Source organism: Pseudomonas sp. PICF6 (genome assembly GCF_009831705.1).
Lineage (GTDB): Bacteria > Pseudomonadota > Gammaproteobacteria > Pseudomonadales > Pseudomonadaceae > Aquipseudomonas > Aquipseudomonas rhizophila.
The window spans coordinates 23,550-48,832 of the sequence record NZ_WUUD01000030.1 but is presented as its reverse complement, the minus strand read 5'-3'; the positions used below and the strand labels follow the sequence as shown (position 1 = coordinate 48,832).

Genomic DNA, 25,283 nt, shown 5'->3' with positions numbered 1-25,283 from the left:
AGCCGAACGCGGAGCGTCCGTAGAGGCGTTCCCACGCAGAGCGTGGGAACGATCGGCCGGGCACAAATTTCCCGCAGGTTAGAAGAACCCCAACGGATTGATGTCATAGCTCACCAGCAGGTTCTTGGTCTGCTGGTAGTGGTCGAGCATCATCTTGTGGGTTTCACGACCCACGCCGGACTTCTTGTAACCACCAAACGCCGCATGAGCCGGGTAGAGGTGGTAGCAGTTGGTCCAGACGCGACCGGCCTTGATCGCCCGGCCCATGCGGTAGGCGCGGTTGATGTCGCGGGTCCAGAGACCGGCGCCGAGGCCGAACTCGGTGTCGTTGGCGATCGCCAGGGCTTCGGCTTCATCCTTGAAGGTGGTGATGCTCACCACTGGGCCGAAGATTTCTTCCTGGAACACGCGCATCTTGTTGGTGCCCTTGAGCAGGGTGGGCTGGATGTAATAACCCGTGGCCAGGTTGCCCTCGAGTTTTTCCACCTTGCCGCCGGTCAACAGTTCGGCACCTTCGCCCTTGGCGATTTCCAGGTACGAAAGAATCTTGTCGAATTGCTGCTCGGACGCCTGGGCGCCGACCATGGTGTCGGTGTCCAGCGGGTCGCCGCGCTTGATCTGCAGGACTTTGTTCATCACAACTTTCATGAACTCGTCGTAGATCGACTCCTGCACCAGGGCGCGGGAAGGGCAAGTGCAGACTTCACCCTGGTTGAAGAACGCCAGCACCAGACCTTCGGCCGCTTTCTCAATGAAGCTCGGCTCGGCCTGCATGATGTCTTCGAAGAAGATGTTCGGCGACTTGCCGCCCAGTTCCACGGTGGACGGGATGATGTTCTCGGCCGCGCATTTCATGATGTGCGAGCCGACCGGGGTCGAGCCGGTGAAGGCGATCTTGGCGATGCGCTTGCTGGTGGCCAGGGCTTCACCGGCTTCCTTGCCGAAGCCTTGCACCACGTTCAGTACGCCAGGTGGCAGCAGGTCGCCGATCAGCTCCATCAGCACGCAAATGCCCAATGGGGTTTGCTCGGCGGGCTTGAGCACCACGCAGTTACCGGCGGCCAGGGCCGGGGCGAGTTTCCACGCGGCCATCAGCAGCGGGAAGTTCCACGGGATGATCTGCCCGACCACGCCCAGCGGTTCATGGATGTGATAGGCCACGGTGTTGCCGTCGATCTCGGCGGCGCTGCCTTCCTGGGCGCGCAGGCAACCGGCGAAGTAACGGAAATGGTCGGCGGCCAGGGGGATGTCGGCGTTGAGGGTTTCGCGCACGGCCTTGCCGTTGTCCCAGGATTCGGTGATCGCCAGAACCTCAAGGTTTGCTTCGATGCGGTCGGCGATTTTCAGCAGGACCAGCGAACGGGCCTGGGCGGACGTGGCGCCCCAGGCATCGGCAGCGGCGTGGGCGGCGTCCAGGGCTTTTTCGATGTCTTCGGCCGTGGAACGCGGGAATTCGGCAATGGGCTGGCCATTGACCGGGGAAGTATTGGTGAAGTACTGACCTTTGACAGGCGCGACGAACTCGCCGCCGATGTAGTTACCGTATTTGCTCTTGAACGAAACGATAGCGCCTTCAGTACCGGGGTGAGCGTAACGCATGATGAGTTCTCCTTGGCTTTTGTGCTTATACGGGAGGCCGCGCAAAATTGAGCGCTGGTAATTAAGCCTAGAGCAAAGGTCGGGCCACTGCCTTGCAGGGCCCGTAAATCAAGACTTTAGGAGCAGTTCGTCGGACAAACGGATGCCCTGCGTGACGATAGCGGTACAGCGGGTGTGACAGTTTGTGCCAGATGCGAGACAGTCTTTGACTGACAGGTCGCGCCAGCATTGCAAAGGTGGGTGGGCTGGAGGATGCTGGGCCTCACCAGTTGGCCTGCCCAGCAAAGTTGTGGTGAGGGGATTTATCCCCGTTGGGCTGCGAAGCAGCCCCCTAAGCAGCCAACTCGATCAATCTGATACACCGCATGCTTAGGTTTCAGGGCTGCTTCGCAGCCCAGCGGGGATAAATCCCCTCGCCACAGGTTAAGTGTTGAACATTGGTTAAATGTTAAACAGTTGCTCCAGTGAGGCAGGTCCTTCGGGGAGAAATAATAAGAAATGCACAGCAACCACTTGAGTCGCCATGCCCAACAAGTCCTGACGGTCACCCAGGGCAAGGCCCATTTGCAGGGCCCTGGCAGCGATCCGTCGATTGCCCGTTCCTGGCTGCGCTGCCTTGAGGACTATCACCTCGACCCGGCGCAAAACCTGGCGCCGACGGTGCTTGAGCATGGCCGGGTGCTGGAAAGCCGCGAGCGCCTGCAACAGGTGTTGCACATCGCTGGCACGGAAATGACCAGCCTGCATCAACAGCTCTCCGGCGCCGGTCACGCGGTGCTGCTGACCGACGCGCGCGGCGTGATCCTCAACTGTGTCACCGCCCCCAGTGAGCGCAAGATTTTCGAACGGGCCGGCCTCTGGCTCGGCGCCGACTGGAGCGAAGCCTGCGAAGGCACCAACGGCATCGGCACCTGCCTGGTGGAGCGCCAGGCCCTGACCATTCACCAGGAAGAACACTTTCGCGGCCGCCACACCGGCCTGACCTGCTCGGCCAGCCCGGTTTTCGACCCCCATGGCGAACTGCTCGCGGTGCTGGATGTGTCATCGGCCCGGCCGGACGTGTCGCGCCAGAGCCAGTTCCACACCATGGCCCTGGTCAACCTCTCGGCGAAGATGATCGAGAGCTGCTATTTCCTGCGCTGCTTCGACAATCAATGGCTGCTGCGTTTTCATTTGCAGGCCGAGTCCGTGGGGTTGTTCAGCGAGGGGCTGCTGGCGTTCGACGGCGAAGGGCGGATCAGCGCGGTCAACCAGAGCGCGCTGAACCTGTTGGGGCATATTCGCGGTGGCTTGCTGGGTCAGCGGGTGGAAGACTTTTTCGATTGTTCACTGGATGAGCTGCTCGGACGGGCCAGCACCCATGCCAGCGCCAGTTGGCCGTTACGCACCCGTGACGGGCGGCACTTGTTTGCCGTGCTACGGGGGCAGCCGCGCAGTGTGCCGGTCCCGGTCGTCCCTGCGTTTAAAGCCATCGAGCCCGCCCGGTTACCGGGCATCTGCCTGGGGGATGCGGCGTTGCAAGAGCATTTTCGCAAGGCGCTGCGAGTGTTCGAGCGCGATGTGCCGCTGCTGATCCATGGCGAAACCGGTTCCGGTAAAGAAGCCTTCGCCAAAGCCGTGCATCATGCCAGTCAACGTGCCGGGAAAAACTTCGTGGCGCTTAACTGCGCAGCGATCCCGGAAAGCCTGATCGAGAGTGAGCTGTTCGGTTATCGCGGCGGCAGCTTCACCGGCGCGCGCAAGGAAGGCATGCGCGGCAAGCTGCAACAGGCTGACGGTGGCACGCTGTTTCTGGATGAGATCGGTGACATGCCCCTGGCCTTGCAGACCCGTTTGCTGCGGGTGCTGGAAGATCGCCAGGTGGTGCCCATCGGTGGCGAACCCGAAGCGGTGAACGTGCGCATTATCAGCGCCACCCACCGGCAGTTGCATGATCGGGTGCGCGACGGCAGTTTTCGCGAGGACTTGTACTATCGCCTCAACGGCCTGGAGATCCCCTTGCCGGCGTTGCGCGAGCGCAGCGACAAGTCCCAGTTGCTGGATTTTCTGTTGGCCGAAGAAGCGGGCGCCGAAGCGGTGGCGATCGACGAACCGGCGCGCCAGGCATTGCTGAGTTTTGATTGGCCGGGCAACGTGCGGCAACTGCGCAATGTGCTGCGCACCCTTGCTGCGTTGTGCGACGGCGGGCGGATCGGGCTGGAGGATCTGCCGGCGATGATTCGCCAGTGTCCGGTGGCGTTGGTTGAAACCGTGGCGGAACGCCCGCTGGAAGATGCCGAGCGGTTGGCGCTGCTCGATGCACTGGAGCGCCAGCGCTGGCACATGACCCACACCGCCGAACAACTGGGCATCAGCCGCAATACCCTCTACCGGAAGCTGCGCAAGCACGCCATCGCCCGCTGAACCGCGTCGCGGCCATTCGCGAGCAAGCCCGCTCCCACAGTTGACCGAGTTCTTGCAGAAGGAATGCGGTTGAATGTGGGAGCGAGCTTGCTCGCGATGGCGGCGGCACATCCAACATCGCCGCAAACTGACCCACCGCTATCGCGAGCAAGCTCGCTCCCACAGAGGATTTGCGGTGTTCTGATGGTTGCAGTTCGAAACACAAGGTGCGATTTCCCCCTCCCTACGCTAACCTGCGGCCATGTTTACGAGGTCGACTATGCACATCCATATTCTCGGTATTTGCGGCACTTTCATGGGCTCGATGGCGGTATTGGCCAAGGAGCTGGGCCATCACGTGACTGGTTCCGACGCCAACGTCTACCCGCCGATGAGCACGCAACTGGAGGCCCAGGGCATTGAGCTGACCCAAGGCTACGACCCGGCGCAACTGGACCCGGCGCCGGACCTGGTGGTCATCGGCAACGCCATGTCCCGTGGCAATCCGGCGGTTGAATACGTGCTCAACAAAGGCCTGCCTTACGTGTCCGGCCCGCAATGGCTGGCCGACCATGTGTTGCAGGGCCGTTGGGTCCTGGCCGTGGCCGGCACCCATGGCAAGACCACCACCAGCAGCATGCTCGCCTGGGTGCTGGAACACGCGGGCATGAGCCCAGGCTTCCTGATCGGCGGCGTGCCGCAGAATTTCTCGGTGTCGGCGCGCCTGGGCGGCACGCCGTTCTTCGTGATCGAGGCCGATGAATACGACAGCGCGTTCTTCGACAAACGTTCGAAGTTTGTCCACTACCGCCCGCGCACCGCGATCCTCAACAACCTTGAGTTCGATCACGCCGACATCTTCCCCGATCTGCCGGCCATCGAGCGGCAGTTCCACCATTTGGTGCGCACCATTCCAAGTGAAGGCCTGGTCATCCATCCGACCACCGAGCCCGCGTTGCAGCGGGTGATCGAAATGGGTTGCTGGACCCCGGTGCAAACCACCGGCGCCGGCGGGCAGTGGCAAGTGAAGTTGCTCAAGGACGACGGTTCGCAGTTCGAAGTCATGTTCGAAGGCGTGGCCCAAGGTGTGGTCGATTGGGACATGACCGGCCAGCACAACGTCGCCAACGCCCTGGCGACCCTGGCGGCGGCTCGTCATGTTGGCGTGGTGCCGTCTATGGGCATCGCCGCGCTGAGTGCGTTCAAAAGCGTGAAGCGGCGGATGGAAAAGGTCGCGGAAGTGCGCGGCATCACCATCTATGACGACTTCGCCCACCACCCGACGGCCATCGCCACCACCCTCGACGGTTTGCGCAAGCGCATCGGCGATGCACCGCTGATTGCCATCATCGAGCCGCGTTCCAACTCCATGAAACTCGGCGCCCACCGCGACGGCCTGCCGGAAAGCGTGGTGGATGCCGATCAGGTGATCTGGTACGCGCCGGCCAACCTGGGCTGGGACCTGGGCGCCACCGCCGCGTTGTGCACGGTGCCGTCGATTGTCAGCGATTCCCTGGAAGGCATCATCGAGCGCGTGAAGAGCCAGGCCCAGCCCGGTACTCACGTGGTGATCATGAGCAACGGCGGCTTCGGCGGCCTGCACGGCAAACTGGCCGAGGCACTGAAATGAACACGCGCCTGGAGAGCAACGGCCCCGACCGCATCACCCTGGCCATGACCGGTGCTTCCGGCGCCCAGTACGGCTTGCGCCTGCTCGATTGCCTGGTGCGGGAAGACCGTGAGGTGCATTTCCTCATCTCCAAGGCGGCGCAATTGGTGATGGCCACCGAGACCGACGTCACCCTGCCGGCCAAGACCCAGATGATGCAGGCCTTCCTCACCGAATACACCGGTGCGGCGGCGGGGCAGATTCGTGTGTATGGCAAGGAAGACTGGATGTCGCCGGTGGCCTCGGGCTCCGGGGCGCCGGCGGCGATGGTGGTGGTGCCGTGTTCCACCGGCACGCTCTCGGCGATTGCCACCGGTGCCTGCAACAACCTGATCGAGCGCGCCGCCGACGTGACGCTCAAGGAGCGTCGCCAGTTGATCCTGGTGCCGCGTGAGGCACCGTACTCGAGTATTCATCTGGAGCACATGCTCAAGCTGTCGAACATGGGCGTGACGATTCTGCCGGCCTCTCCGGGTTTTTATCACCAGCCACAGACTATCGATGACCTGATCGATTTTGTGGTCGCGCGGATTCTCAATCTGCTGAACATCCCCCAGGACATGCTGCCGCGCTGGGGCGAGTACCATTTGAGCAGTGATGAATAAGCTGCTGGTGGTGGTGCTGGCGCTGCAACTGACCGGCTGCGCCACCGCCCGCACCCTGGACGCCGCCAAACCCGGCGCGCCGGTGGTGTATGCGGGCACGCGCCTGGACTTGTATGCGCTTAACGGTGGCTGTTGCGCCAAGGACCGCTTTGGCGCCGAAGCGCCGCGTTACCCAGGCGTGGATCTGCCGGCCAGTGCGTTGCTCGATACCTTGTTATTGCCGTTGTCGTTGCTGACGGTGATTGGCGTGGGGTTTCAGGCTACGGGTGGGTTGTAACCAGCGCTACAATCCAACATGGATGTAAGCTGGGCCACCGCTATCGCGAGCAGGCTCGCTCCCACATTGGTACGCATTCCTTCTGAAGAACTCGGTCAACTGTGGGAGCGAGCCTGCTCGCGATGGCGTCCGCCCAGGCGCCGCAATTATTTGCCCAACTTACGCAACTCATCCGACTCCACCACCCGCACCCCTTCCTGTTCTTCCAGGGCCAGGCGCCACATGGCGCGGGCCAGTTGGCAGGCTTCGATGCCGTGGTACTTGCCGGGGATCAGCCTCGACAAGGGGCCGGCCAATTGTTCGGCCAACCGCGGTTCGGTGCGTTCGCCCAGTAGCAGGGAAGGGCGGCAGAGGGTCAGCTGTGGCCAGTCCTGGGCCTTGAGGGCGGCTTCCATTTCGCCTTTGACCCGGTTGTAGAAAATCGAAGAGCTCGGGTCTGCCCCCAGCGCGCTGATCACGATCAGGTGCCTTGCGCCCAGCTCCCGGGCGCGCTTGGCGAAGGCCACCACCAGGTCCAGGTCCACCGCGCGAAACGCCTGTTCTGAGCCGGCCTTCTTGATGGTCGTGCCAAGGCAGCAAAATGCGATGTCCACCTGGCCACTGAGGCGGGGCAGCAGTTCGGCCGTTTCACCGACCGGGTTTTCCAGGTGTGGATGCTCGGCCAACGGCCGGCGTGAAGGCGCCAATACACGTGTGATGGTCGGCTCGTTGAGCAGCCGGTCCAGTAGATGTTCCCCGGTCAACCCGGAAGCTCCGGCAAGCAAAACATGCTGAGGCGTCAAGTACATAGTGTTTCCCCCTTGATACGATTCAGCTTAGTTGCTCTTTTGGGCCTCGTCGTTCAATGCCGTACTTTGTAATGCTTTTCGCGCCTGTTGCTTGCGCAATAGCTGCCAATGGGAAAGGACGGTCCTGGGCGCCCAGATCTGCGGCTCGGAGGCTTCGAAATTGTCCGCCTGTTCCCGCTCGGCCACGGTGGCCTTGGCACGCTTGAAGGCTTGCTCAAGATCGTCGGTCTGGTTCAGTGCCTGGGCGAACAGCGCGTCGCCGAAGTACGTGAAGTTGGCCTCCTCGGAGCAGCCGAACGACACTCGATCGGCGCGGGAAGCGGTCATGATCAAGGTGCGTTCATCCTTGAGCGCCGGGATGAAGCCGCCGGAATAACAGGCCGAAATCACCACGATCTTGTCGCGATCCTTCAGCGGCGCCAGCACCACGGCCAGTTCATCGGCCGGCAGGTCGGCCAGCTCCATGCGCGGCTGGTCGAGCACCAGTTCGTGTTCGCTGGTGCCGTGGCTGGTCAGGTAGATGAAGATCAGGTCTTCCGGGCCGCTGCGTTCGGCCAGGGCGCTGGCGGCGCGGCGCAGGCTTTCGCGAGTGGCCATGGGCCGGTCACCGAGGTGATCGCGGTGGTTGACCAGGCGGATCTGGCCGAACGCGCCAAAACGGCTGGTGAGCATGTTGGCGACGTAGTCGGACTCGCGCAGGAACACACTCTGCTTGCCGTCGCCGCCCACCGTCAGGCTGTACAGCTCCACCGCGGGCGTCGAGGCCGGGATATTGGCCAGGGCATTTTCCAACAGGCGCCCCTGGGCCAAAAGGCCGAGCTCGAGCACATCCGGCAGTAGCCGCCCGCCAGCGTCGCGTACTCGCAGGCCGTTGGCCCAGGTGCCGCTTTGCACGGTGCCATCGGTCAGCGCCAGGGTGCCGCGTCCGTGGTAGGTGTCGTTCTCGAACTGGCCGATATAAAAGCTGCCGTCGGGCAGGTTCAGCCGGCCCTCGCCGCTAAAGCGCCAGTCATTGAATTGACCGAGGTAGTGGCTGCCGTCGGCGCCGATCAGTTGGCCCTTGCCGGTGAGCGCGCCTTCCCTGAACTGGCCGATCCAGACATCGCCGTCGGCATTTTCATAACGACCGCGACCGCTGAGCTGGTTGTTCTTGAACCCGCCGATGTAGACGTCGCCCTCGGCGCTGTTGAAGGTGCCTTTGCCCTGGAGCTGGCCGTCGACGAAATTGCCGGTGAACTGGTTGCCACTGGCATCGAAGCGCTGGCCTTCACCGTTGGGTTTGCCGTTGACGAACGGCCCCTGGTATTGGCTGCCGTCCTCAAGCTCCAGGCGCCCGAAACCGGAATAGCGGTCGGCCTTGAATTCGCCGCGGTAGATCATGCCGTGTTCTTTGAGCGTGCCTTCACCGTCGCGCCGGCCTTGCTTGAAGCCGCCGGTGTAGCTGCTGGTGGGCGTGGTCAGGCTACCCTGGCCGTTGAACAGGCCCTGCTGGAACTGGCCGCGATAGACCTCGCCATTGCTGCCGTGCCATTCCCCGGTGCCGTGCCACTGGCCTTTGTCGAACTGCCCGGCGTACCAACTGCCGTTGGGGTAGTCGACACGCCCCTGGCCTTGCAGCAAACCGTCCACCAGGTCGCCGCGATAGCGTCCGCCGTCGGGCAGGCGCGCGTCGGGAGGCAACAGCGATTCGCCGTCGCCGCAAGCGGTGAGCAGCAGGGTCAGGGCCAAAGGGAGAAATGAGCGCATAACGGGATCCAGATAATCAGGTCACGAGTATGCCGTAGCAATGCGCGTCAGGAGAAGCGATGCGAAACTGCCGCAGCGGCTTCGCATCCGCGAGGGGCTACACGAAGCAGAGCGACAGGGGCTCAGCGATGTAGGCCGGTTTGTCCGAACCTTCGATTTCCAGGGTGGCGGTGGCCTTGAGCAGCCATTGGCCGGGTTTCTTCTCGGTCACGTCCACCAGGTCGACCTTGAGACGGACCTTGGAGTCGACTTTCACGGGCTGAATGAAACGCACGCTGTCCAGTCCGTAGTTGACGACCATCTTCACGCCTTCGGGCAGGATCAGGATGTCTTCCATGAGCTTGGGCATCAGCGACAGCGACAGGAAACCGTGGGCGATGGTGCTGCCGAACGGTGTCTGCGCGGCCTTGACCGGATCGACGTGGATGAACTGAAAGTCGCCAGTGGCTTCGGCGAACAGGTTAATGCGATCCTGATCGATGGTAAGCCATTCGGAACGTCCAAGTTCCTTGCCGACATAATCTTTGAGCGCTGCAACGGGAACGTAGGGCATTGAGACTCTCCTTGGGTTCATCGGTTTTGTCTTTTTTGGAAACGGGGATCGGCGTCCCCGGAGAACCACTGTAGATCAACATGACGGGCAGGGCAGGTCATCGACCATGCTTTTTACGAATGCCGACCCATAGCGCGGGCGTGCTTATAATGCGCGCGCATTGTTTGCGTACGTGTTGCTGGGGAGGATGAAGGATGTTGCTACGGGGCCTGACCTGGCTGGTGCTGTTCCAATTGCTGGGCACCGCCATCAATCATTTGTTCCTGCCGGTGCTGCCGGGGCCGATCATTGGCCTGCTGTTGCTGCTGGGCTATCTGGTCATCCGTGGTGAAGTCGGCGAGCCATTGAACCTGGCGGCCGGCAGCCTGCTGCGCTACTTGCCGTTGCTGCTGGTGCTGATGTCGATGTTGCTGCTGATCGGTGTGCTGGTCGGCTGCGGCATCAGCTACGCCGAGTACCGTGAGAGCACGGAAATTCTCAGCATTCTGCTGGGGCCGGCCACCGTCGCGCTGGCGGTGCCCTTGTACCTGAACCTGCGACGGATCCGGCAATTGTTCTGGCCGATTTTTACTACGCTGGTGATAGGCGGGGTGTTCGCCACGGGCTCTGCGGTGGTGTTGGGCTGGGCTTTTGGCGCCGAACACATGATCCTGATGACCATGGCGCCCAAGTCGGTGACTTCACCGATCGCCATGCTGGTGGCCGAGCAGATCGGCGGTGTAGCGGCCATGGCCGCGGTGTTTGTGTTGATCACCGGGGTGCTCGGGGCGATTCTGGGCCCGAGCATTCTGACTAGGCTTGGGGTCCATAGCCCTGAAGCCCGTGGCATGGCCCTGGGCCTGACGGCACACGCGGTCGGCACGTCCGTGGCGTTGCAGGAAAGCGAAGAGTCCGGCGCCTTTGCGGCGCTGGCGATGAGTCTGATGGGCGTGGCCACGGCGGTGTTGCTGCCGTTGGTGGTGTCGATGACGGTTTAAGGAACTGCTTATGAGCTTGCCGCTTTTCCCGTTGAACACGGTACTGTTCCCCGGTTGCATCCTCGATTTGCAGATTTTCGAGGCGCGTTACCTCGATATGATCGGTCGCTGCATGAAAATGGGCGAGGGGTTCGGCGTGGTGTGCATCCTCGATGGCGAGGAAGTCGGTATCGCCCCCGACGGCTTTGCGCGGGTGGGCTGTGAAGCGCGAATCACCGATTTCTCCCAGCAGGACAACGGGCTGCTGGGCATTCGTGTGCAGGGTGGACGACGTTTTATCGTACACAGCAGCAGTGTCCAGGCCGATCAACTGACCGTCGCTGAAGTCGAGTGGCTGGAGGATGAGCCGGAACAGCCGCTGCAGGATGAGGATGCCGACCTGGTGGCGCTGCTCAAGGCCCTGGCCGAACACCCGATGGTCGAGGCCCTGAACATGGGCACCGAAGCCACCGGCCAGCAGTCGCTCGCCAATCAACTGGCCTACCTGCTGCCCTTCAATGAACTGGACAAGCTCGACCTGCTGCAACTCGATGATCCTCAGCAGCGGCTGGATGCAATCCAGGCGTTGCTTGATGAGTTGCAGGGCGAACTGTTCGCCTGAGGCGCTCATCACTGACCAGGCTGATCTCTTGTGGAAGCGAGCTTGCTCGCGATAACGGTGGCTCAGTTTGCATCAATGCTGAATGTACCGACGTCATCGCGAGCAGGCTCGCTCCCACAGTTGATCTTCAGTGACCACAAAGGGGCGTTTCACGGCCGATTCCCTGTGGGAGCAAGCCTGCTCGCGATGGCTGGCTGCCGGCCTCAATAGGCATACCGCAGCATCCCATTGGGCAGGTGGCGCAGTGCGAAGAAGCTGAATGCCGCCACCATCGCCGGCAGAATCAACCACCAGATTTTCGGCGGCATGGCCGGCAGCGGGGTCTGGCGCTGGCTCAGCCAGAGCATCGCTGCGCAGACACAGGCGGCGAGCATGGCGCCGGCGACGATGTCGCTCGGCCAATGGGCACCCAGGTACACCCGCGACAGGGCAATGGCCAGCGCTGGCAAACAGCCCAGCAACAGCCAGGTCAGGCGCAGGCGTGGCGGTTGCCCACGACCGGCCAGGATGGCCAGCGCCAGGAACAGGGCAAAGGCGCCGGAGGCATGACCGCTGGGCATGCTGTAGCTGGTCAGCGGCTCGCTCAGGACTTCCGGGCGTACACGGGCGAAAAAGTGCTTGGTGCCGGTATTGGCCAATGCGGTGAACAGCATCGTGGCCCCGGCAAAGATTGCCTGGCGCCATTGGCGCGCCAGCAATAGCAACCCGGTCAGCAGGGCGCTGAAAATCAGCATGTAGTGGAATTCGCCGATCAGCGTGAAGGTCACGGCGATTTCGTCCATTGTCGGGCTGCGATGTTCCTGGACCAGCGCCACCAGCCCCTGATCGAAAGCTGTGAGGTAGCGAAAGCCGATGAACAGCCCGATCAGGATCACCAGGCCCAGACCTGCGATCAGCGCTGAGGCATGTCGATGGCGCCGCAGGCTGCTGTTGACGCTCAATGCGATCATCACCGCGATGCTGCCAATCACGACACCGGCCTGTGGCCAGAAACCCTCGGGCAACGGCAGGCGGATCGCTGCGCCAGTGGCCCAGCCGGGCAGCAGGTACGCCACGCTCCAGCCGGCGGCGGCCAACAGGCTGACGGCGGCGAAGCGCGGGAAGGGCATGTCGAACATCCCGGCCACCATCGGCAACATGGGCCGCAGCGGGCCAATGAAGCGCCCCACCAGCAGGCTGGCGATGCCGTAGCGCTGGAAATAGCTTTCCGCCGCGCTCATCCATTCGGGGTGATGCCGCAGCCCCGGCAGGCGCCGGATGTTCTGGTGAAAATGCCTGCCCAGGAAATACGACACCAAGTCCCCCAGCAAACCGCCCAGCAGGCCCAGCAGCAAAGTCTCGCCCAGGGACAACGCGCCGCTGCCGGCCAGGACCGCGACCGCAAACAGCAGCACCGTGCCCGGCACGAGCAACCCGGCGATGGCCAGGCACTCTACACACGCAACGATAAACACCGCCGCCGCCAGCCATTGCGGGTTGGCGGTCAGCCAGCCAGTGATGCTATCGAGCCATGGGCCCATAAAAACAACTCCATTTCCATTGAGCATTAAGCGGCATGCATTTTTTACTGTGGGAGCGAGCCTGCTCGCGATAGCGGTGTATCAGCCAACCTCTGATTCGACTGACCTGGCGCCATCGCGAGCAGGCTCGCTCCCACAGGGTTGGGCAGTGTGGCGTTCAGGAAAGCAAAAAATAATCCCGCCCTTCGACCTGTCCGCGACGCAGCGGGTTCCGCGTGCACCAGGGGGCGTAGGCCGCGTCGACGAAGCGGTAGAGCAGGTGTTCATCCCGTCCCAGTGGGATGCCCAGGCGGGTGGTCTGGATCACATTGACTGTCGGCACGCCCACGTCTTCCACCAGCAATCGTTCCGGGTCGAAGCGTTTGGCATCCCACTGCGGCACTTTCAGCCCCAGGGCCTTGCACAACAACGTCTGGCCGGCGCAAAGCTTTTGCGAGGGGCGCGGGCGGCCTTGGGCGTCGGGGTTGTTGAGCAGCATCTGCGCCAGGCTTGCCGGGCCGGAAACAGTATCGACCCACGGGTATGCCGATTTGATCAGCACCGCATTGCCGGGGCCATGGGCGCTGAAATTCAGCGAATCGCCACCCCGGGCGTAATACATATAGATGTGGCCGCCATCCAGAAACAAAGCCTTACGTTTTTCCGTGTAGCCCAGCGAAGCGTGGCTGCCCTTTTCAGCGAAGTAATAGGCTTCGGTTTCGATGATCCGCGCGCTGAGCCACAGGTCACCGACCTTGTGGCGAATGACTTTGCCCAGCAGGTCCCGGGCGAGCACCTGGGCATCGCGATCAAAAAAACCGTCGGGCAGGGCGTTTGGCAGTGGGGGCGAATCGGTCATGGCGTGAGACGAAGGGAGGCCAAAGGAAGCGCGATGATAGCAATGGAAAGCTTAATCGGCGCTGAACAGCGACTATTTGCGCAGGTTTTGCTCTTCCGCCGGTCACCACTGTGAGTCCACGCTGTTAGTCGAGGGATACGACAGCTATAATCTGCCGCTTTCCCCTTTGCCAAGACCACACAGACCATGACTGAGTCCGTTCTTGACTACATGACCCGCCTGGGTCGCGCCGCTCGCCAGGCGTCGCGCATCATCGGCCGTGCCAGCACCGCGCAGAAAAACCGCGCCCTGCTGGCCGCCGCCAATGCGCTGGACGCTGCTCGCGCCGAGTTGTCCGCCGCCAATGAGCTGGACCTGGCCGCCGGCCGGGCCAACGGCCTCGAGCCGGCCATGCTCGAACGCCTGGCGCTGACCCCGGCACGCATCGACGGCATGATCGTCGGTCTGCGCCAGGTCGCGGCGCTGCCGGACCCGGTCGGGGCGATCCGGGACATGAGTTATCGGCCGTCGGGTATCCAGGTCGGCAAAATGCGCGTGCCCCTGGGCGTGGTCGGCATCATCTACGAGTCGCGGCCGAACGTGACCATCGATGCTGCGAGCCTGTGCCTGAAGTCGGGTAACGCGACCATCCTGCGCGGTGGTTCCGAGGCCATTCATTCCAACCGCGCGATTGCCGCCTGCATCCAGCGCGGTCTGGCCGAAGCCGATCTGCCGGCGGCCGTGGTGCAAGTGGTGGAAACCACCGACCGCGCCGCGGTCGGCGCACTGATCACCATGCCCGAGTTCGTCGACGTCATCGTGCCCCGTGGCGGCAAGGGCCTGATCGAACGAGTCAGCCGCGACGCCCGCGTGCCGGTGATCAAGCACCTGGACGGCATCTGCCACGTTTACGTCAGTGCCCACGCCGAGTTGCCCAAGGCCCAGCGCATTGCCTTCAACGCCAAGACTTACCGCTATGGTATCTGCGGCGCGATGGAAACCCTGCTGGTGGACCAGGCCGTTGCCCAGGACTTCCTGCCGGCGATGGCCGCCCAGTTCCGCGAAAAAGGCGTCGAGCTGCGCGGTTGCCAACGCACCCGGGCAATCATTGAGGCGGCCGAGGCCACCGAAGAAGACTGGAACACCGAGTACCTGGCGCCGATCCTGTCGATCCGCGTGGTCGACGGGCTGGACCAGGCCATCGAGCACATCAATCGCCATGGTTCCCACCACACCGACTCCATCGTCAGCGAACACCAGGGCGAAACCCGGCGTTTCGTGGCCGAAGTGGACTCGGCGTCGGTGATGATCAACACCCCGACCTGTTTCGCCGACGGCTTCGAATACGGATTGGGTGCCGAGATCGGCATTTCTACTGATAAGCTGCACGCCCGTGGCCCGGTGGGCCTCGAAGGCTTGACCTGCGAGAAGTACATCGTGGTCGGTGACGGCCAGTTGCGCGGACAGGAGCCGGTCTGACTTGGGCGACCTTGACCCGTCAGCCGCAGTGACGACGACAACTGCGCCCCAGCGCATCGGTATCCTGGGCGGCACGTTCGACCCAGTGCACATCGGCCACTTGCGCGGTGCGCTGGAAGTCGCCGATGCCCTGGCCCTCGATGAGCTACGCCTGACGCCCAGCGCCAGGCCGCCTCACCGGGATACGCCGCAGGTATCGGCCCAGGACCGTCTGGCGATGGTCGAGTGCGCGGTGGCCGGTGTGGCGCCGTTGGTGGTGGACGCCCGCGAATTGCTGCGGGACAAACCGTCCTACACCATTGATACCCTGGAGCTGATGCGCGCCGAACTGGCCGCCGACGCCCAGGTTTTTCTGCTTTTGGGCTGGGACGCATTTTGCGGCCTGCCCACTTGGCATCGCTGGGAAGAGTTGCTCCAGCATTGCCACATCCTGGTGTTGCAACGCCCGGATGCCGACAGCGAGCCGCCGGATGCCTTGCGCAACCTGCTGGCGGCGCGTTCGGTGAGCGACCCGCTGGCCCTGAAAGGGCCGAGCGGACAGATTGCATTCGTCTGGCAGACGCCGCTCGCGGTATCCGCCACCCAGATCCGTCAACTGCTGGCCAGCGGTAAGTCGGTACGTTTCCTGGTGCCCGACGCGGTCCTGGCCTACATCGATGCGCACGGGCTGTACCGTGCGTCGAACTGAAAAAAGGGCGCGCTTCAAGGCACGTGAATGCGTGTAGCGAAGCGCCCGAACATACGAGCAAAACGAGTTTTATATGACTGACAAAGACGTAAACAAAGTAAAGCGCAAGGGCACATTCAAGAGCGCCCCGCTTCCCGTAGAAGCTCATACTGGCGTAGTACTGGCCGGCGAAGAGCTGGTCAAGGTTGCCGTGGCGGCCCTGGAAGACGTCAAGGCCCAGGATATCCAGGTGATCGACGTTCGCGAGAAGCAGAGCATCACGGATTACATGATCATCGCCACCGGTACCTCCAACCGCCAGATCGGCGCGATGCTGGATAAGGTTCGCGAAGCGGTCAAGGCCCAGGGCGTCAAGCCACTGGGTGAAGAAGGCAAGGGCGACAGCGACTGGGTGTTGCTGGATATGGACGACGTCATCGTGCACATGATGACCGCGTCGGCGCGCCAGTTCTATGACCTGGAGCGCCTGTGGGCCGGTGCCGAGCAAAGCCGTTCGGCCAGCGCCGCGCACCACAGCCCGGAAAACACCCATGAGCATTTCACCAAGCTCAACAAAGACCAGCAATAAGGGATCGCTGTGCGACTGCGCCTGATCGCCGTCGGTTCCCGCATGCCCAAGTGGGTGGAAGAAGGCTGGCATGAATATGCCAAGCGTCTTCCTTCCGAGCTGGCCCTGGAACTGGTGGAAATTCCGCTCAACACCCGCGGCAAGAACGCCGATGTGGCGCGCTTTATCCGTCAGGAAGGCGAAGCCATGTTGGCCAAGGTCGGGCCGAACGAGCGGATCGTCACGCTCGAAGTGCACGGCAAGCCCTGGAGCACCGAGCAACTGGCGGTCGAGCTCGATCGCTGGCGGCTGGACGCGCGCACGGTCAACTTCATGGTGGGTGGCCCGGAAGGGTTGGCACCGGAAGTCTGTGCCCGGGCCGATCAACGCTGGTCGTTGTCGCCTTTGACGTTGCCGCACCCGCTGGTGCGGATTCTGATCGGCGAACAGTTGTATCGTGCCTGGACAGTCCTGTCCGGGCACCCTTACCACAAGTAATCCTGCCCTCATGCCTCAGCCGATCCGCATCAAGGACCACGAAAAAGACGCCCGCCTGGTGCGTGGTCGCGTCGTGTTCGGTGCAATTGCGGTCGTGGCGCTGATTGGTGTGCTGATCGCGCGCCTGTATTTCCTCCAGGTGATTCAGTACGAGTACCACTCGACCCTGTCGGAAAACAATCGCGTGCATGTGCAGCCGATTCCGCCGACTCGCGGGTTGATTTTCGACCGCAACGGCGTGGTGGTGGCCGATAACCGGCCCAGCTTCAGCCTGAGCATGACCCGTGAGCGGTCCGGGGATTGGCAGAAGGTGCTCGACGTGATCGTCGAAGTGCTGCAACTGACCCCCGAGGACCGGGCGATTTTCGAGAAGCGCATGCGCCAGGGCCGGCGCCCGTTCGAGCCGGTGCCGATCCTGTTCGAGCTGACCGAAGAGCAGATCGCCCTGATCGCCGTGAACCAGTTCCGCCTGCCGGGCGTTGAGGTGGTGGCGCAGTTGGTGCGTCACTACCCCCAGGGCGCGCACTTCGCCCATTCGGTGGGCTACATGGGGCGGATCAACGAAAAAGAGCTCAAGAACCTCGACCCGGTCAATTACAGCGGTACCCACCACATCGGCAAGACCGGCATCGAACGCTTCTACGAGGCCGAGCTGCACGGCCAGGTGGGCTACGAGGAAGTCGAGACCAATGCCCGTGGCCGCGTGTTGCGGGTGCTCAAGCGCACCGACCCGATCCCCGGCAAGGACATCGTCCTGAGCCTGGACATCAAATTGCAGGAAGCCGCCGAAGCGGCGTTGGGCGGCCGGCGCGGCGCTGTCGTGGCGCTGGACCCGAACACCGGTGAGGTCCTGGCGATGGTCAGCCAGCCGAGTTTCGACCCGAACCTGTTCGTCACCGGCATCAGTTTCAAGGCCTATGCCGAGTTGCGCGATTCCATTGATCGGCCACTGTTCAACCGCGTGCTGCGCGGCCTCTATCCGCCAGGCTCGACCATCAAGCCGGCGGTAGCGATTGCCGGGCTGGACGCGGGTGTGATCACCGCTTCCAGCCGGGTCTACGACCCCGGTTATTACCAACTGCCGAACTACGACCACAAGTACCGCAACTGGAATCGCTCCGGCGACGGGTACGTGGATCTGGAAACGGCGATCATGCGGTCCAACGACACCTACTTCTATGACCTGGCCCACAAGCTGGGGATCGACCGGCTGGCGTCCTACATGGGCAAGTTCGGTCTCGGTCAGAAAGTGTCCCTGGACATGTTCGAAGAGTCGCCGGGCCTGATGCCATCCCGTGAGTGGAAGCGGGCGACCCGCCGCCAGCCGTGGTTCCCGGGTGAGACGCTGATCCTGGGGATTGGCCAGGGCTACATGCAGGCGACGCCGCTGCAACTGGCCCAGGCCACAGCCCTGGTGGCGAGCAAAGGCAAGTGGTATCGCCCGCACCTGGCCAAGACCATCGAAGGCCAGAAGCCCGTGGACCCCAACCCGGTGCCGGACATCATCCTGCGTAATCCGTCGGACTGGCAGAAGGTCAATATCGGCATGCAGCAGGTGATGCACGGCGCCCGGGGCACCGCGCGCAAGGCTGCCATCGGCGCGCAATACCGGATTGCCGGCAAGAGTGGTACGGCCCAGGTGGTCGCGATCAAGCAGGGCGAAAAGTACGACCGTTCCAAGGTTCAGGAGCGCCACCGCGACCACGCCTTGTTCGTTGGTTTCGCACCGGCCGAAAACCCGAAGATCGTCGTGTCGGTGATGGTCGAGAACGGCGAGTCCGGCTCCGGCGTTGCCGCGCCGGTGGTGCGCCAGATCATGGACGCCTGGCTGCTGGATGAACACGGCCAGCTCAAGCCCGAATACGCAAGCCCCATCACTGCGGAGGCTACGGCCCGTGAAGAATAATTTCGACCGGATCCTCTCCAGCGAAGATGTGATGCGTCGTCGCGCCACTCTGTTGCAGCGCATGCACATCGACGGTCCGTTGTTGATCCTGTTGCTGACACTGGCCGCCGGCAGCCTGTTCGTGCTGTATTCGGCCAGCGGCAAGAATTGGGACCTGCTGGCCAAGCAGGCCACTTCATTCGGCATCGGCTTGGTGTCGATGATCTTTATCGCCCAACTGGAGCCTCGGTTCATGGCGCGCTGGGTGCCACTGGCCTATGTGGGCGGCGTGGTCTTGTTGGTGATCGTGGACATCATGGGCCATAACGCCATGGGGGCGACACGCTGGATCAACATCCCCGGGGTGATTCGCTTCCAGCCTTCCGAGTTCCTGAAAATCATCATGCCGGCGACCATCGCCTGGTATCTGTCCAAGCGCACCTTGCCGCCACAGCTCAAGCATGTGGGCATCAGCCTGCTGCTGATTGGGGTCCCGTTTATCCTGATCGTGCGCCAGCCCGATCTCGGCACCTCGTTGCTGATCCTGGCCGGCGGCGCCTTCGTGCTGTTCATGGGCGGGTTGCGCTGGCGCTGGATCCTCAGCGTGATCGCTGCCGCCGTGCCGGTGTCCGTGGCCATGTGGTACTTCGTGATGCACGACTACCAGAAGCAGCGGGTCCTGACGTTCCTCGACCCGGAGAGCGATCCGCTGGGCACCGGCTGGAACATCATCCAGTCCAAGGCCGCCATCGGCTCCGGCGAAGAGTTCGGTCTGGTGGGTATTTGCGTGCTGCTGCTGATCTACCTGTTGTTGATCGGCCGTGGCCTGGTGATTACCGCCCAGGCCCAGACATTGTTCGGCAAATTGCTCGCGGGCAGTCTGACCATGACGTTTTTTGTTTATGTTTTCGTCAATATCGGTATGGTCAGTGGCCTGTTGCCGGTCGTGGGGGTGCCGTTGCCATTCATTAGCTACGGAGGAACTTCGCTGGTGACGCTACTGTCAGCGTTTGGGGTTTTGATGTCGATCCATACCCATCGCAAGTGGATCGCGCAGGTTTGAATAAGGTGAAGAGTTCAATGCAAGCAATGCGTGGCTGGTCGACGCGATTTGCGCCGTGGGTCGGCCTGTTCGGCCTCCTGGGCGGTGCGTCGCACGCCCTGGCCGGCGAATATGAAGGCTCGCCGCAAGTGGCCGAATTCGTCGGTGAAATGACCCGCGACTACGGTTTTGCCGGTGAACAGCTGATGGGTGTGTTCCGCGAGGCCCAGCGCAAGCAGTCGATTCTCGACGCGATCTCCCGGCCCGCCGAGCGGGTCAAGCAGTGGAGCGAGTATCGGCCGATGTTCATCTCCGAGGCGCGCATCGCCCGGGGCGTAGACTTCTGGCGCCAGCACGAGGCCGTGCTGGCTCGCGCCGAGCAGGAGTATGGCGTGCCGGCTCAGGTCATCGTGTCTATTATTGGTGTCGAGACGTTTTTTGGTCGTAATACCGGGAATTTCCGGGTGGTCGATGCGCTGTCGACCCTGGGCTTCGATTATCCGCCGCGCGCTGAGTTCTTCCGCAAGGAGCTGCGCGAGTTCCTGCTGCTGGCTCGCGAGGAACAGGTCGATCCGTTGACCCTCAAGGGCTCCTATGCCGGAGCCATGGGCTTGCCGCAGTTCATGCCCAGCAGTTTCCGCGCCTATGCGGTGGACTTCGACGGCGATGGCCACATTAATATCTGGACCAACCCGACCGATGCCATCGGCAGTGTTGCCAGCTACTTCAAGCGCCACGGCTGGGAGCCTGGCGAGCCGGTGGTCAGCCGTGCAGACGTGCGTGGCGACCAGGTAGACGAAGGCCTGACCACAGGCATCGAGCCGACGAAGACCGTCGGGGAGTTGCGGGCGCTGGGGTGGTCGAGTCATGATGCGCTGCGTGACGACATGCCAGTCACCGCGATTCGCCTGGAAGGCGAACAAGGCCCTGAGTACTGGATGGGCCTGAAGAATTTCTACGCGATTACGCGTTATAACCGCAGTGTGATGTACGCCATGGCCGTGCATCAGCTGTCTGAAGAGCTGGTCAAAGCACGGGGCGTCAAATAATGCAGGCATTGCCTACCTATCAACCCCTGAAAGCCGGACCCCTGAAGCTGGTAGCGCTGGCTGCGCTGGCTGCGCTGTCGTTGCTGGTCGTCAGTTGCTCCACCAGTCGCCCGCCGGCCCAGAAAACCTCCACTGCCGTGCGCGCCACGCCAGGCCTGGACATCAACCGGGCCCACAAGGACGGCGCGCCGTGGTGGGACGTGGATGTTTCGCGCATTCCCGACGCCACGCCAACCCTGCACACCGGCCCGTACAAGGCCAACCCGTACACGGTGCTGGGCAAGACGTATTTCCCGATGGCCGAATCCAAGCGTTACGTCGCTTCGGGCACAGCGTCCTGGTATGGCACCAAGTTCCACGGCCAGAACACCGCCAATGGCGAGGTTTATGACCTGTATGGCATGAGCGCGGCCCACAAGACCTTGCCGCTGCCCAGTTATGTGCGGGTGACCAACCTGGACAACAACAAGGCCGTGATCCTGCGGGTCAATGACCGCGGGCCGTTCTATTCCGACCGCATCATCGACCTGTCGTATGCGGCGGCAAAAAAACTCGGTTACGCTGAAACCGGCACCGCGCGAGTCAAGGTCGAAGGCATCGATCCGCAGGAATGGTGGGCCCAGCGAGGCCGTCCGGCGCCTTTGATGCTCAACGAGCCAAAAGTGGCGCAAAATGCCGCGCCGACCGTGACGGCTTCCACCGGTACGGTCGAGCAATGGTCCCCGCCGCCGCAGCAACATGCCGCTGCCGTGGTGCCCGTGCCGCTCGACGCAAAAAAAAACGCTTCTGCAACAGCGTCTGGCCAGTATCTGCAAGTCGGCGCGTTCGCCAACCCGGACGCTGCCGAACTGTTGAGATCCAAGCTCAGCTCGATGGTCAGCGCGCCGGTGTTCATCAGCTCCATCGTGCGCAACCAGCAGACACTGCATCGGGTACGCCTGGGGCCGATCGGTTCTCCGGATGAAGTCCAGCAGGTGCAGAACAGTGTGCGCCTGGCCAATCTCGGTTCGCCGAGCCTGGTCAGCGCGGAATGATTTGATTGAAGGCCCGCTAGCGGTTGGAGCGGGCCAGGTTGTTGGCTCTACGAATAACAAAAGCCCGGCAAGGGATGTGAGTGAGCAACTTAAATACGCGGCGACCCGTTAGAAGGTTGCCTGTTTAGTTTTGCCTTCGGGCAGTTTCCATTAGCGATTTCGAGAGACGGATGAACATCACCACCTTTGCCAAACGCCTTTGCCTGCTAGTCCCGCTGCTGCTCTCACCTGCCGCGTTCGCGGTCGAGATGATGCCCGCGCCCCCTCAACTGGCCGCCAAATCCTTTGTGCTCATGGATGCCAGCAGCGGTGAGGTCCTGGTGGAGAGCAATGGTGACCAGCGCCTGCCACCGGCCAGCCTGACCAAACTGATGACCGCCTACATCGCCACCCTGGAAATCCGTCGTGGCCAGATCGGTGAAAACGATCCGGTGACCGTCAGCGAAAACGCCTGGCGCACCGGCGGTTCGCGGATGTTCATCAAGGTCGGTTCGCAAGTGACCGTCAGCGACCTGCTGCACGGCATCATCATCCAGTCCGGCAACGACGCCAGCGTCGCCCTGGCCGAGCACATCGCCGGCAGCGAAGATGCGTTCGCCGACATGATGAACAAGACTGCCAGCGACCTGGGTCTGACCAACAGCCACTTCATGAACCCGACCGGCTTGCCGAACCCGGAGCACTACTCTTCGGCTCACGACATGGCGATTCTGGCGCGAGCGATCATTCACGAAGACCCGGCGCACTACGCCATCTACTCCCAGAAGGAATTCTTCTGGAACAACATCAAGCAGCCTAACCGCAACCTGCTGTTGTGGCGCGACAAGACCGTCGATGGCCTGAAGACCGGCCACACCGAAGAGGCCGGCTATTGCATGGTGTCTTCGGCCGTTCGTGACGGCATGCGCCTGATCGCCGTCGTTTTCGGCACCAACAGCGAAGTGGCCCGTGCCGCCGAAACCCAGAAGCTTCTGACCTACGGTTTCCGCTTCTTCGAAACCCAGACCTTCTACCAGAAGGGCACCGAACTGGCCCAGGCCCAGGTGTGGAAAGGCACCACCAATCAGGTGAAGGCCGGTCTGGCTCAGGACCTGACCATGACCCTGCCAAAAGGCCAGCTCAAAAAGCTGGTCGCGACCATGACCATGAATCCGCAAATGATCGCGCCAATCGCCAAGGGCGACGTGATCGGCAAGGTGGAAGTCAAACTGGACGACAAAGTGGTGCACAGCGCCGACCTGATTGCGCTGGACGCGGTCGAGGAAGGTGGTATCTTCCGCCGCATGTGGGATAGCATCCGTCTATTCTTCTACGGCTTGTTCAACTGATTGAAGTGTTGACCTGCATGGCCCCGTTCCTTTCCGGTGCGGGGCCATGTGCGTTATCACGGCTTACGAGGCCGTTACGCCATGACAGACTCAGAAGTAAAGGCGCCAAAGATCGAGTTTCCTTGCGAGGATTATCCGATCAAGGTAATTGGCGACACCGGTGTGGGATTCAAGGACAAGATCATCGCGATTCTTGAAAAACACGCCACCGTTGATCACAAGACCCTGGCCGAACGCCAGAGTACCAACGGCAAGTACACGACGATTCAGTTGCACATCATTGCCACCGGTCAGGAGCAGCTGTACGACATCAACAGCGAGTTGCGAGCGACCGGGTTCGTGCACATGGTGTTGTGATGCCGGGCACGCTGGGCTTTCGCGAGCTGGGCCAGATGGCTTACGAGCCGGTCTGGCATGCCATGCAACGCTTCACCAACGACCGCGGCACCACCGCCGGTGACGAAGTCTGGCTGGTGCAACACCCGCCGGTGTTCACCCAGGGCCAGGCCGGCAAGGCCGAACACCTGTTGCTGCCGGGGAATATCCCGGTGGTGAAGACCGACCGCGGTGGCCAGGTGACCTACCATGGCCCCGGTCAATTGGTGGCCTATCTGTTGCTGGACGTACGCAAGCTGGGGTTCGGCGTACGCGAGCTGGTCACCCGCATGGAGACCTGCCTGATCGAACTGCTGGCCAGCTACGGCGTGACAGCAGCGGCCAAGCCGGATGCTCCGGGTGTCTACGTCGACGGAGCGAAAATTGCCTCTCTGGGTTTGCGTATCCGCCATGGTTGTTCGTTTCATGGCCTGGCGTTGAACGTGGACATGGACATGGAGCCGTTTCGACGGATTAATCCCTGTGGCTATGCGGGGCTGGCGATGACCCAGCTGTGCGATCACACAGGATCGATTGAATTTGCCGAGGTAAGTGCCCGGCTGCGCGCGCAGCTCGTCAAACACCTCGACTACGCTGAGCAGACGACCCTCACGGGCGGAATCGACTGATATGACTACTGATGCTGTGCAAACCATGATCCCGACGCTGGATGTTACCGAGCGTCCGGCCCCGCGTGCCAAGGTCGAGGCCGGCGTAAAGCTGCGCGGCGCCGAGAAAGTTGCACGCATCCCGGTCAAGATCATCCCGACCACCGAACTGCCGAAGAAACCCGACTGGATCCGCGTGCGCATCCCGGTTTCGCCGGAAGTCGACCGCATCAAGGCGCTGCTGCGCAAACACAAACTGCACAGCGTCTGTGAAGAAGCGTCCTGCCCGAACCTGGGGGAATGCTTCTCCGGCGGCACCGCTACGTTCATGATCATGGGCGACATCTGCACCCGTCGCTGCCCGTTCTGTGACGTCGGCCATGGTCGGCCGAAGCCATTGGACGTGAACGAACCCGAAAGCCTGGCCATCGCCATTGCCGACCTGAAGCTCAAGTACGTGGTCATCACCTCGGTGGACCGCGACGACCTGCGTGACGGCGGTGCCCAGCACTTTGCCGACTGCATCCGCGAAATCCGCAAGCTGTCACCGAACGTGCAGCTTGAGACGTTGGTGCCGGACTATCGCGGTCGCATGGACATCGCACTGCAAATCACCGCCGCCGAGCCGCCGGATGTCTTCAACCACAACCTGGAAACCGTACCGCGCCTGTACAAGGCTGCGCGTCCGGGTTCGGACTACCAGTGGTCGTTGACCTTGCTGCAACGCTTCAAGCAGATGATGCCGCACATTCCGACCAAATCCGGCTTGATGCTGGGCCTGGGGGAAACTGACGAAGAAGTCATCGAGGTCATGAAGCGCATGCGTGAGCATGACATCGACATGCTGACCCTGGGTCAGTATCTGCAGCCTTCGCGTAGTCACCTGCCGGTGCAGCGTTTTGTGCACCCGGATACCTTTGCCTGGTTTGCTGAGGAAGGGTACAAGATGGGCTTCAAGAACGTTGCTTCCGGGCCGTTGGTGCGGTCTTCGTATCATGCGGATGAGCAGGCTAAGTTGGTCAAGGCTGAGTTGCTCGGGTCTTGATCCTTTAGTTTTTTGGGGCGGGTACATATCCGTTGCTGCGGTAATGGCCTCTTATGGTTCCGCTCTTACAGCGGGTCACTTTTGGAAGAGCGCCAAAAGTAACCAAAAACGCTTTGCCCCACCACTCGGTGCCTCGCCTAGGCTCGGCATGCCTTCACTCCGGCATTGGTT

Annotated in this window: 24 protein-coding genes; 18 read left to right on the top strand and 6 right to left on the bottom strand. The window is 62.2% G+C overall.

What is annotated here, in order from left to right; translation table 11 throughout:
- Positions 1-78: 78 nt before the first annotated feature.
- Entirely contained in the window at positions 79-1,599 is a 1,521-nt protein-coding gene (locus GSM73_RS19985) for an aldehyde dehydrogenase family protein (protein ID WP_092394646.1), read from the bottom strand.
- Positions 1,600-2,097: 498 nt separating this feature from the next.
- On the opposite strand from GSM73_RS19985, the gene GSM73_RS19980 reads away from it, so the two are divergent.
- From GSM73_RS19980 to GSM73_RS19965, 4 genes are all read left to right on the top strand, one after another.
- Positions 2,098-4,002 (top strand): sigma-54-dependent Fis family transcriptional regulator, encoded by a 1,905-nt coding sequence (locus tag GSM73_RS19980; protein ID WP_160893629.1) that lies wholly within the window; start codon positions 2,098-2,100, stop codon positions 4,000-4,002.
- Between the two features lie 259 nt (positions 4,003-4,261).
- Positions 4,262-5,611 (top strand): UDP-N-acetylmuramate:L-alanyl-gamma-D-glutamyl-meso-diaminopimelate ligase, encoded by a 1,350-nt coding sequence (mpl, locus tag GSM73_RS19975; RefSeq protein ID WP_076383495.1) that lies wholly within the window; start codon positions 4,262-4,264, stop codon positions 5,609-5,611.
- Positions 5,608-6,255, top strand: coding sequence for a flavin prenyltransferase UbiX (ubiX, locus tag GSM73_RS19970; protein ID WP_047229478.1), 648 nt, complete (start codon positions 5,608-5,610; stop codon positions 6,253-6,255). The genes mpl and ubiX overlap by 4 nt, the downstream gene beginning before the upstream one ends.
- Entirely contained in the window at positions 6,248-6,532 is a 285-nt protein-coding gene (locus GSM73_RS19965; protein ID WP_160893627.1) for a YceK/YidQ family lipoprotein, read from the top strand. Before ubiX ends, GSM73_RS19965 begins: the two co-directional genes overlap by 8 nt.
- A 146-nt stretch (positions 6,533-6,678) precedes the next feature.
- Here GSM73_RS19965 and GSM73_RS19960 read toward each other — a convergent pair whose 3' ends face one another.
- The 3 genes from GSM73_RS19960 to GSM73_RS19950 form a co-directional block, all read right to left on the bottom strand.
- Positions 6,679-7,320: an oxidoreductase gene (locus tag GSM73_RS19960; RefSeq protein ID WP_047229480.1), complete on the bottom strand. Its 642-nt coding sequence runs from the start codon at positions 7,318-7,320 to the stop codon at positions 6,679-6,681.
- A 27-nt stretch (positions 7,321-7,347) separates the two neighbouring features.
- A complete protein-coding gene (locus tag GSM73_RS19955; RefSeq protein WP_160893625.1) occupies positions 7,348-9,066 on the bottom strand; it encodes a C13 family peptidase in 1,719 nt (572 codons plus the stop codon).
- Between the two features lie 97 nt (positions 9,067-9,163).
- A complete protein-coding gene (locus GSM73_RS19950; RefSeq protein ID WP_047229482.1) occupies positions 9,164-9,619 on the bottom strand; it encodes a MaoC family dehydratase in 456 nt (151 codons plus the stop codon).
- A gap of 194 nt (positions 9,620-9,813) precedes the next feature.
- On the opposite strand from GSM73_RS19950, the gene GSM73_RS19945 reads away from it, so the two are divergent.
- Both GSM73_RS19945 and GSM73_RS19940 read left to right on the top strand, forming a co-directional pair.
- Positions 9,814-10,596 (top strand): LrgB family protein, encoded by a 783-nt coding sequence (locus tag GSM73_RS19945; RefSeq protein WP_306110024.1) that lies wholly within the window; start codon positions 9,814-9,816, stop codon positions 10,594-10,596.
- A gap of 10 nt (positions 10,597-10,606) precedes the next feature.
- Positions 10,607-11,197: an LON peptidase substrate-binding domain-containing protein gene (locus tag GSM73_RS19940; protein WP_047229485.1), complete on the top strand. Its 591-nt coding sequence runs from the start codon at positions 10,607-10,609 to the stop codon at positions 11,195-11,197.
- 203 nt (positions 11,198-11,400) lie between these two features.
- Here the strand turns inward: GSM73_RS19940 and GSM73_RS19935 are convergent, their stop codons facing one another.
- Complete coding sequence (locus GSM73_RS19935) at positions 11,401-12,717, bottom strand: bifunctional DedA family/phosphatase PAP2 family protein (protein WP_107321814.1); 1,317 nt, start codon at positions 12,715-12,717, stop codon at positions 11,401-11,403.
- Positions 12,718-12,874: 157 nt separating this feature from the next.
- Positions 12,875-13,555, bottom strand: a complete 681-nt coding sequence (locus tag GSM73_RS19930; RefSeq protein WP_047229487.1) for a DNA-3-methyladenine glycosylase — start codon at positions 13,553-13,555, stop codon at positions 12,875-12,877.
- Between the two features lie 186 nt (positions 13,556-13,741).
- Here GSM73_RS19930 and GSM73_RS19925 point away from each other — a divergent pair, with 186 nt between their 5' ends.
- From GSM73_RS19925 to lipA, 12 genes are all read left to right on the top strand, one after another.
- Positions 13,742-15,013, top strand: coding sequence for a glutamate-5-semialdehyde dehydrogenase (locus GSM73_RS19925; RefSeq protein WP_047229488.1), 1,272 nt, complete (start codon positions 13,742-13,744; stop codon positions 15,011-15,013).
- Position 15,014: 1 nt separating this feature from the next.
- A complete protein-coding gene (nadD, locus tag GSM73_RS19920; RefSeq protein WP_047229489.1) occupies positions 15,015-15,701 on the top strand; it encodes a nicotinate-nucleotide adenylyltransferase in 687 nt (228 codons plus the stop codon).
- A 73-nt stretch (positions 15,702-15,774) separates the two neighbouring features.
- Positions 15,775-16,269, top strand: a complete 495-nt coding sequence (gene rsfS, locus GSM73_RS19915; protein ID WP_014340379.1) for a ribosome silencing factor — start codon at positions 15,775-15,777, stop codon at positions 16,267-16,269.
- A 9-nt stretch (positions 16,270-16,278) separates the two neighbouring features.
- The gene (gene rlmH / locus GSM73_RS19910; protein WP_047229490.1) at positions 16,279-16,746 is read left to right on the top strand and encodes a 23S rRNA (pseudouridine(1915)-N(3))-methyltransferase RlmH; all 468 of its coding nucleotides are present in this window, start codon (positions 16,279-16,281) and stop codon (positions 16,744-16,746) included.
- Positions 16,747-16,756: 10 nt separating this feature from the next.
- Positions 16,757-18,652: a penicillin-binding protein 2 gene (mrdA, locus tag GSM73_RS19905; protein ID WP_047229491.1), complete on the top strand. Its 1,896-nt coding sequence runs from the start codon at positions 16,757-16,759 to the stop codon at positions 18,650-18,652.
- Between the two features lie 31 nt (positions 18,653-18,683).
- Positions 18,684-19,694 (top strand): FtsW/RodA/SpoVE family cell cycle protein, encoded by a 1,011-nt coding sequence (locus tag GSM73_RS19900; protein ID WP_160893677.1) that lies wholly within the window; start codon positions 18,684-18,686, stop codon positions 19,692-19,694.
- 17 nt (positions 19,695-19,711) lie between these two features.
- Positions 19,712-20,722 (top strand): lytic murein transglycosylase B, encoded by a 1,011-nt coding sequence (gene mltB / locus GSM73_RS19895; protein ID WP_047229492.1) that lies wholly within the window; start codon positions 19,712-19,714, stop codon positions 20,720-20,722.
- The gene (locus GSM73_RS19890; protein ID WP_160893623.1) at positions 20,722-21,756 is read left to right on the top strand and encodes a septal ring lytic transglycosylase RlpA family protein; all 1,035 of its coding nucleotides are present in this window, start codon (positions 20,722-20,724) and stop codon (positions 21,754-21,756) included. Before mltB ends, GSM73_RS19890 begins: the two co-directional genes overlap by 1 nt.
- A gap of 170 nt (positions 21,757-21,926) precedes the next feature.
- The gene (locus GSM73_RS19885; protein ID WP_047229494.1) at positions 21,927-23,084 is read left to right on the top strand and encodes a D-alanyl-D-alanine carboxypeptidase family protein; all 1,158 of its coding nucleotides are present in this window, start codon (positions 21,927-21,929) and stop codon (positions 23,082-23,084) included.
- 81 nt (positions 23,085-23,165) lie between these two features.
- The gene (locus GSM73_RS19880; RefSeq protein WP_047229495.1) at positions 23,166-23,441 is read left to right on the top strand and encodes a DUF493 domain-containing protein; all 276 of its coding nucleotides are present in this window, start codon (positions 23,166-23,168) and stop codon (positions 23,439-23,441) included.
- On the top strand, positions 23,441-24,088 hold the full coding sequence (gene lipB / locus GSM73_RS19875) for a lipoyl(octanoyl) transferase LipB (protein ID WP_107321818.1): 648 nt from the start codon (positions 23,441-23,443) through the stop codon (positions 24,086-24,088). Before GSM73_RS19880 ends, lipB begins: the two co-directional genes overlap by 1 nt.
- 1 nt (position 24,089) lies before the next feature.
- Complete coding sequence (gene lipA, locus GSM73_RS19870; protein WP_047229497.1) at positions 24,090-25,112, top strand: lipoyl synthase; 1,023 nt, start codon at positions 24,090-24,092, stop codon at positions 25,110-25,112.
- Positions 25,113-25,283 lie beyond the last annotated feature (171 nt).

Coding starts and splice junctions, on each gene's coding strand:
- GSM73_RS19985 (WP_092394646.1), bottom strand. CDS start 1,599: ATGCGTTACGCTCACCCCGGTACTGAAGGCGCTATCGTTTCGTTCAAG.
- GSM73_RS19980 (WP_160893629.1), top strand. CDS start 2,098: ATGCACAGCAACCACTTGAGTCGCCATGCCCAACAAGTCCTGACGGTC.
- mpl (WP_076383495.1), top strand. CDS start 4,262: ATGCACATCCATATTCTCGGTATTTGCGGCACTTTCATGGGCTCGATG.
- ubiX (WP_047229478.1), top strand. CDS start 5,608: ATGAACACGCGCCTGGAGAGCAACGGCCCCGACCGCATCACCCTGGCC.
- GSM73_RS19965 (WP_160893627.1), top strand. CDS start 6,248: ATGAATAAGCTGCTGGTGGTGGTGCTGGCGCTGCAACTGACCGGCTGC.
- GSM73_RS19960 (WP_047229480.1), bottom strand. CDS start 7,320: ATGTACTTGACGCCTCAGCATGTTTTGCTTGCCGGAGCTTCCGGGTTG.
- GSM73_RS19955 (WP_160893625.1), bottom strand. CDS start 9,066: ATGCGCTCATTTCTCCCTTTGGCCCTGACCCTGCTGCTCACCGCTTGC.
- GSM73_RS19950 (WP_047229482.1), bottom strand. CDS start 9,619: ATGCCCTACGTTCCCGTTGCAGCGCTCAAAGATTATGTCGGCAAGGAA.
- GSM73_RS19945 (WP_306110024.1), top strand. CDS start 9,814: ATGTTGCTACGGGGCCTGACCTGGCTGGTGCTGTTCCAATTGCTGGGC.
- GSM73_RS19940 (WP_047229485.1), top strand. CDS start 10,607: ATGAGCTTGCCGCTTTTCCCGTTGAACACGGTACTGTTCCCCGGTTGC.
- GSM73_RS19935 (WP_107321814.1), bottom strand. CDS start 12,717: ATGGGCCCATGGCTCGATAGCATCACTGGCTGGCTGACCGCCAACCCG.
- GSM73_RS19930 (WP_047229487.1), bottom strand. CDS start 13,555: ATGACCGATTCGCCCCCACTGCCAAACGCCCTGCCCGACGGTTTTTTT.
- GSM73_RS19925 (WP_047229488.1), top strand. CDS start 13,742: ATGACTGAGTCCGTTCTTGACTACATGACCCGCCTGGGTCGCGCCGCT.
- rsfS (WP_014340379.1), top strand. CDS start 15,775: ATGACTGACAAAGACGTAAACAAAGTAAAGCGCAAGGGCACATTCAAG.
- mrdA (WP_047229491.1), top strand. CDS start 16,757: ATGCCTCAGCCGATCCGCATCAAGGACCACGAAAAAGACGCCCGCCTG.
- GSM73_RS19900 (WP_160893677.1), top strand. CDS start 18,684: ATGCGTCGTCGCGCCACTCTGTTGCAGCGCATGCACATCGACGGTCCG.
- mltB (WP_047229492.1), top strand. CDS start 19,712: ATGCAAGCAATGCGTGGCTGGTCGACGCGATTTGCGCCGTGGGTCGGC.
- GSM73_RS19890 (WP_160893623.1), top strand. CDS start 20,722: ATGCAGGCATTGCCTACCTATCAACCCCTGAAAGCCGGACCCCTGAAG.
- GSM73_RS19885 (WP_047229494.1), top strand. CDS start 21,927: ATGAACATCACCACCTTTGCCAAACGCCTTTGCCTGCTAGTCCCGCTG.
- GSM73_RS19880 (WP_047229495.1), top strand. CDS start 23,166: ATGACAGACTCAGAAGTAAAGGCGCCAAAGATCGAGTTTCCTTGCGAG.
- lipB (WP_107321818.1), top strand. CDS start 23,441: ATGCCGGGCACGCTGGGCTTTCGCGAGCTGGGCCAGATGGCTTACGAG.
- lipA (WP_047229497.1), top strand. CDS start 24,090: ATGACTACTGATGCTGTGCAAACCATGATCCCGACGCTGGATGTTACC.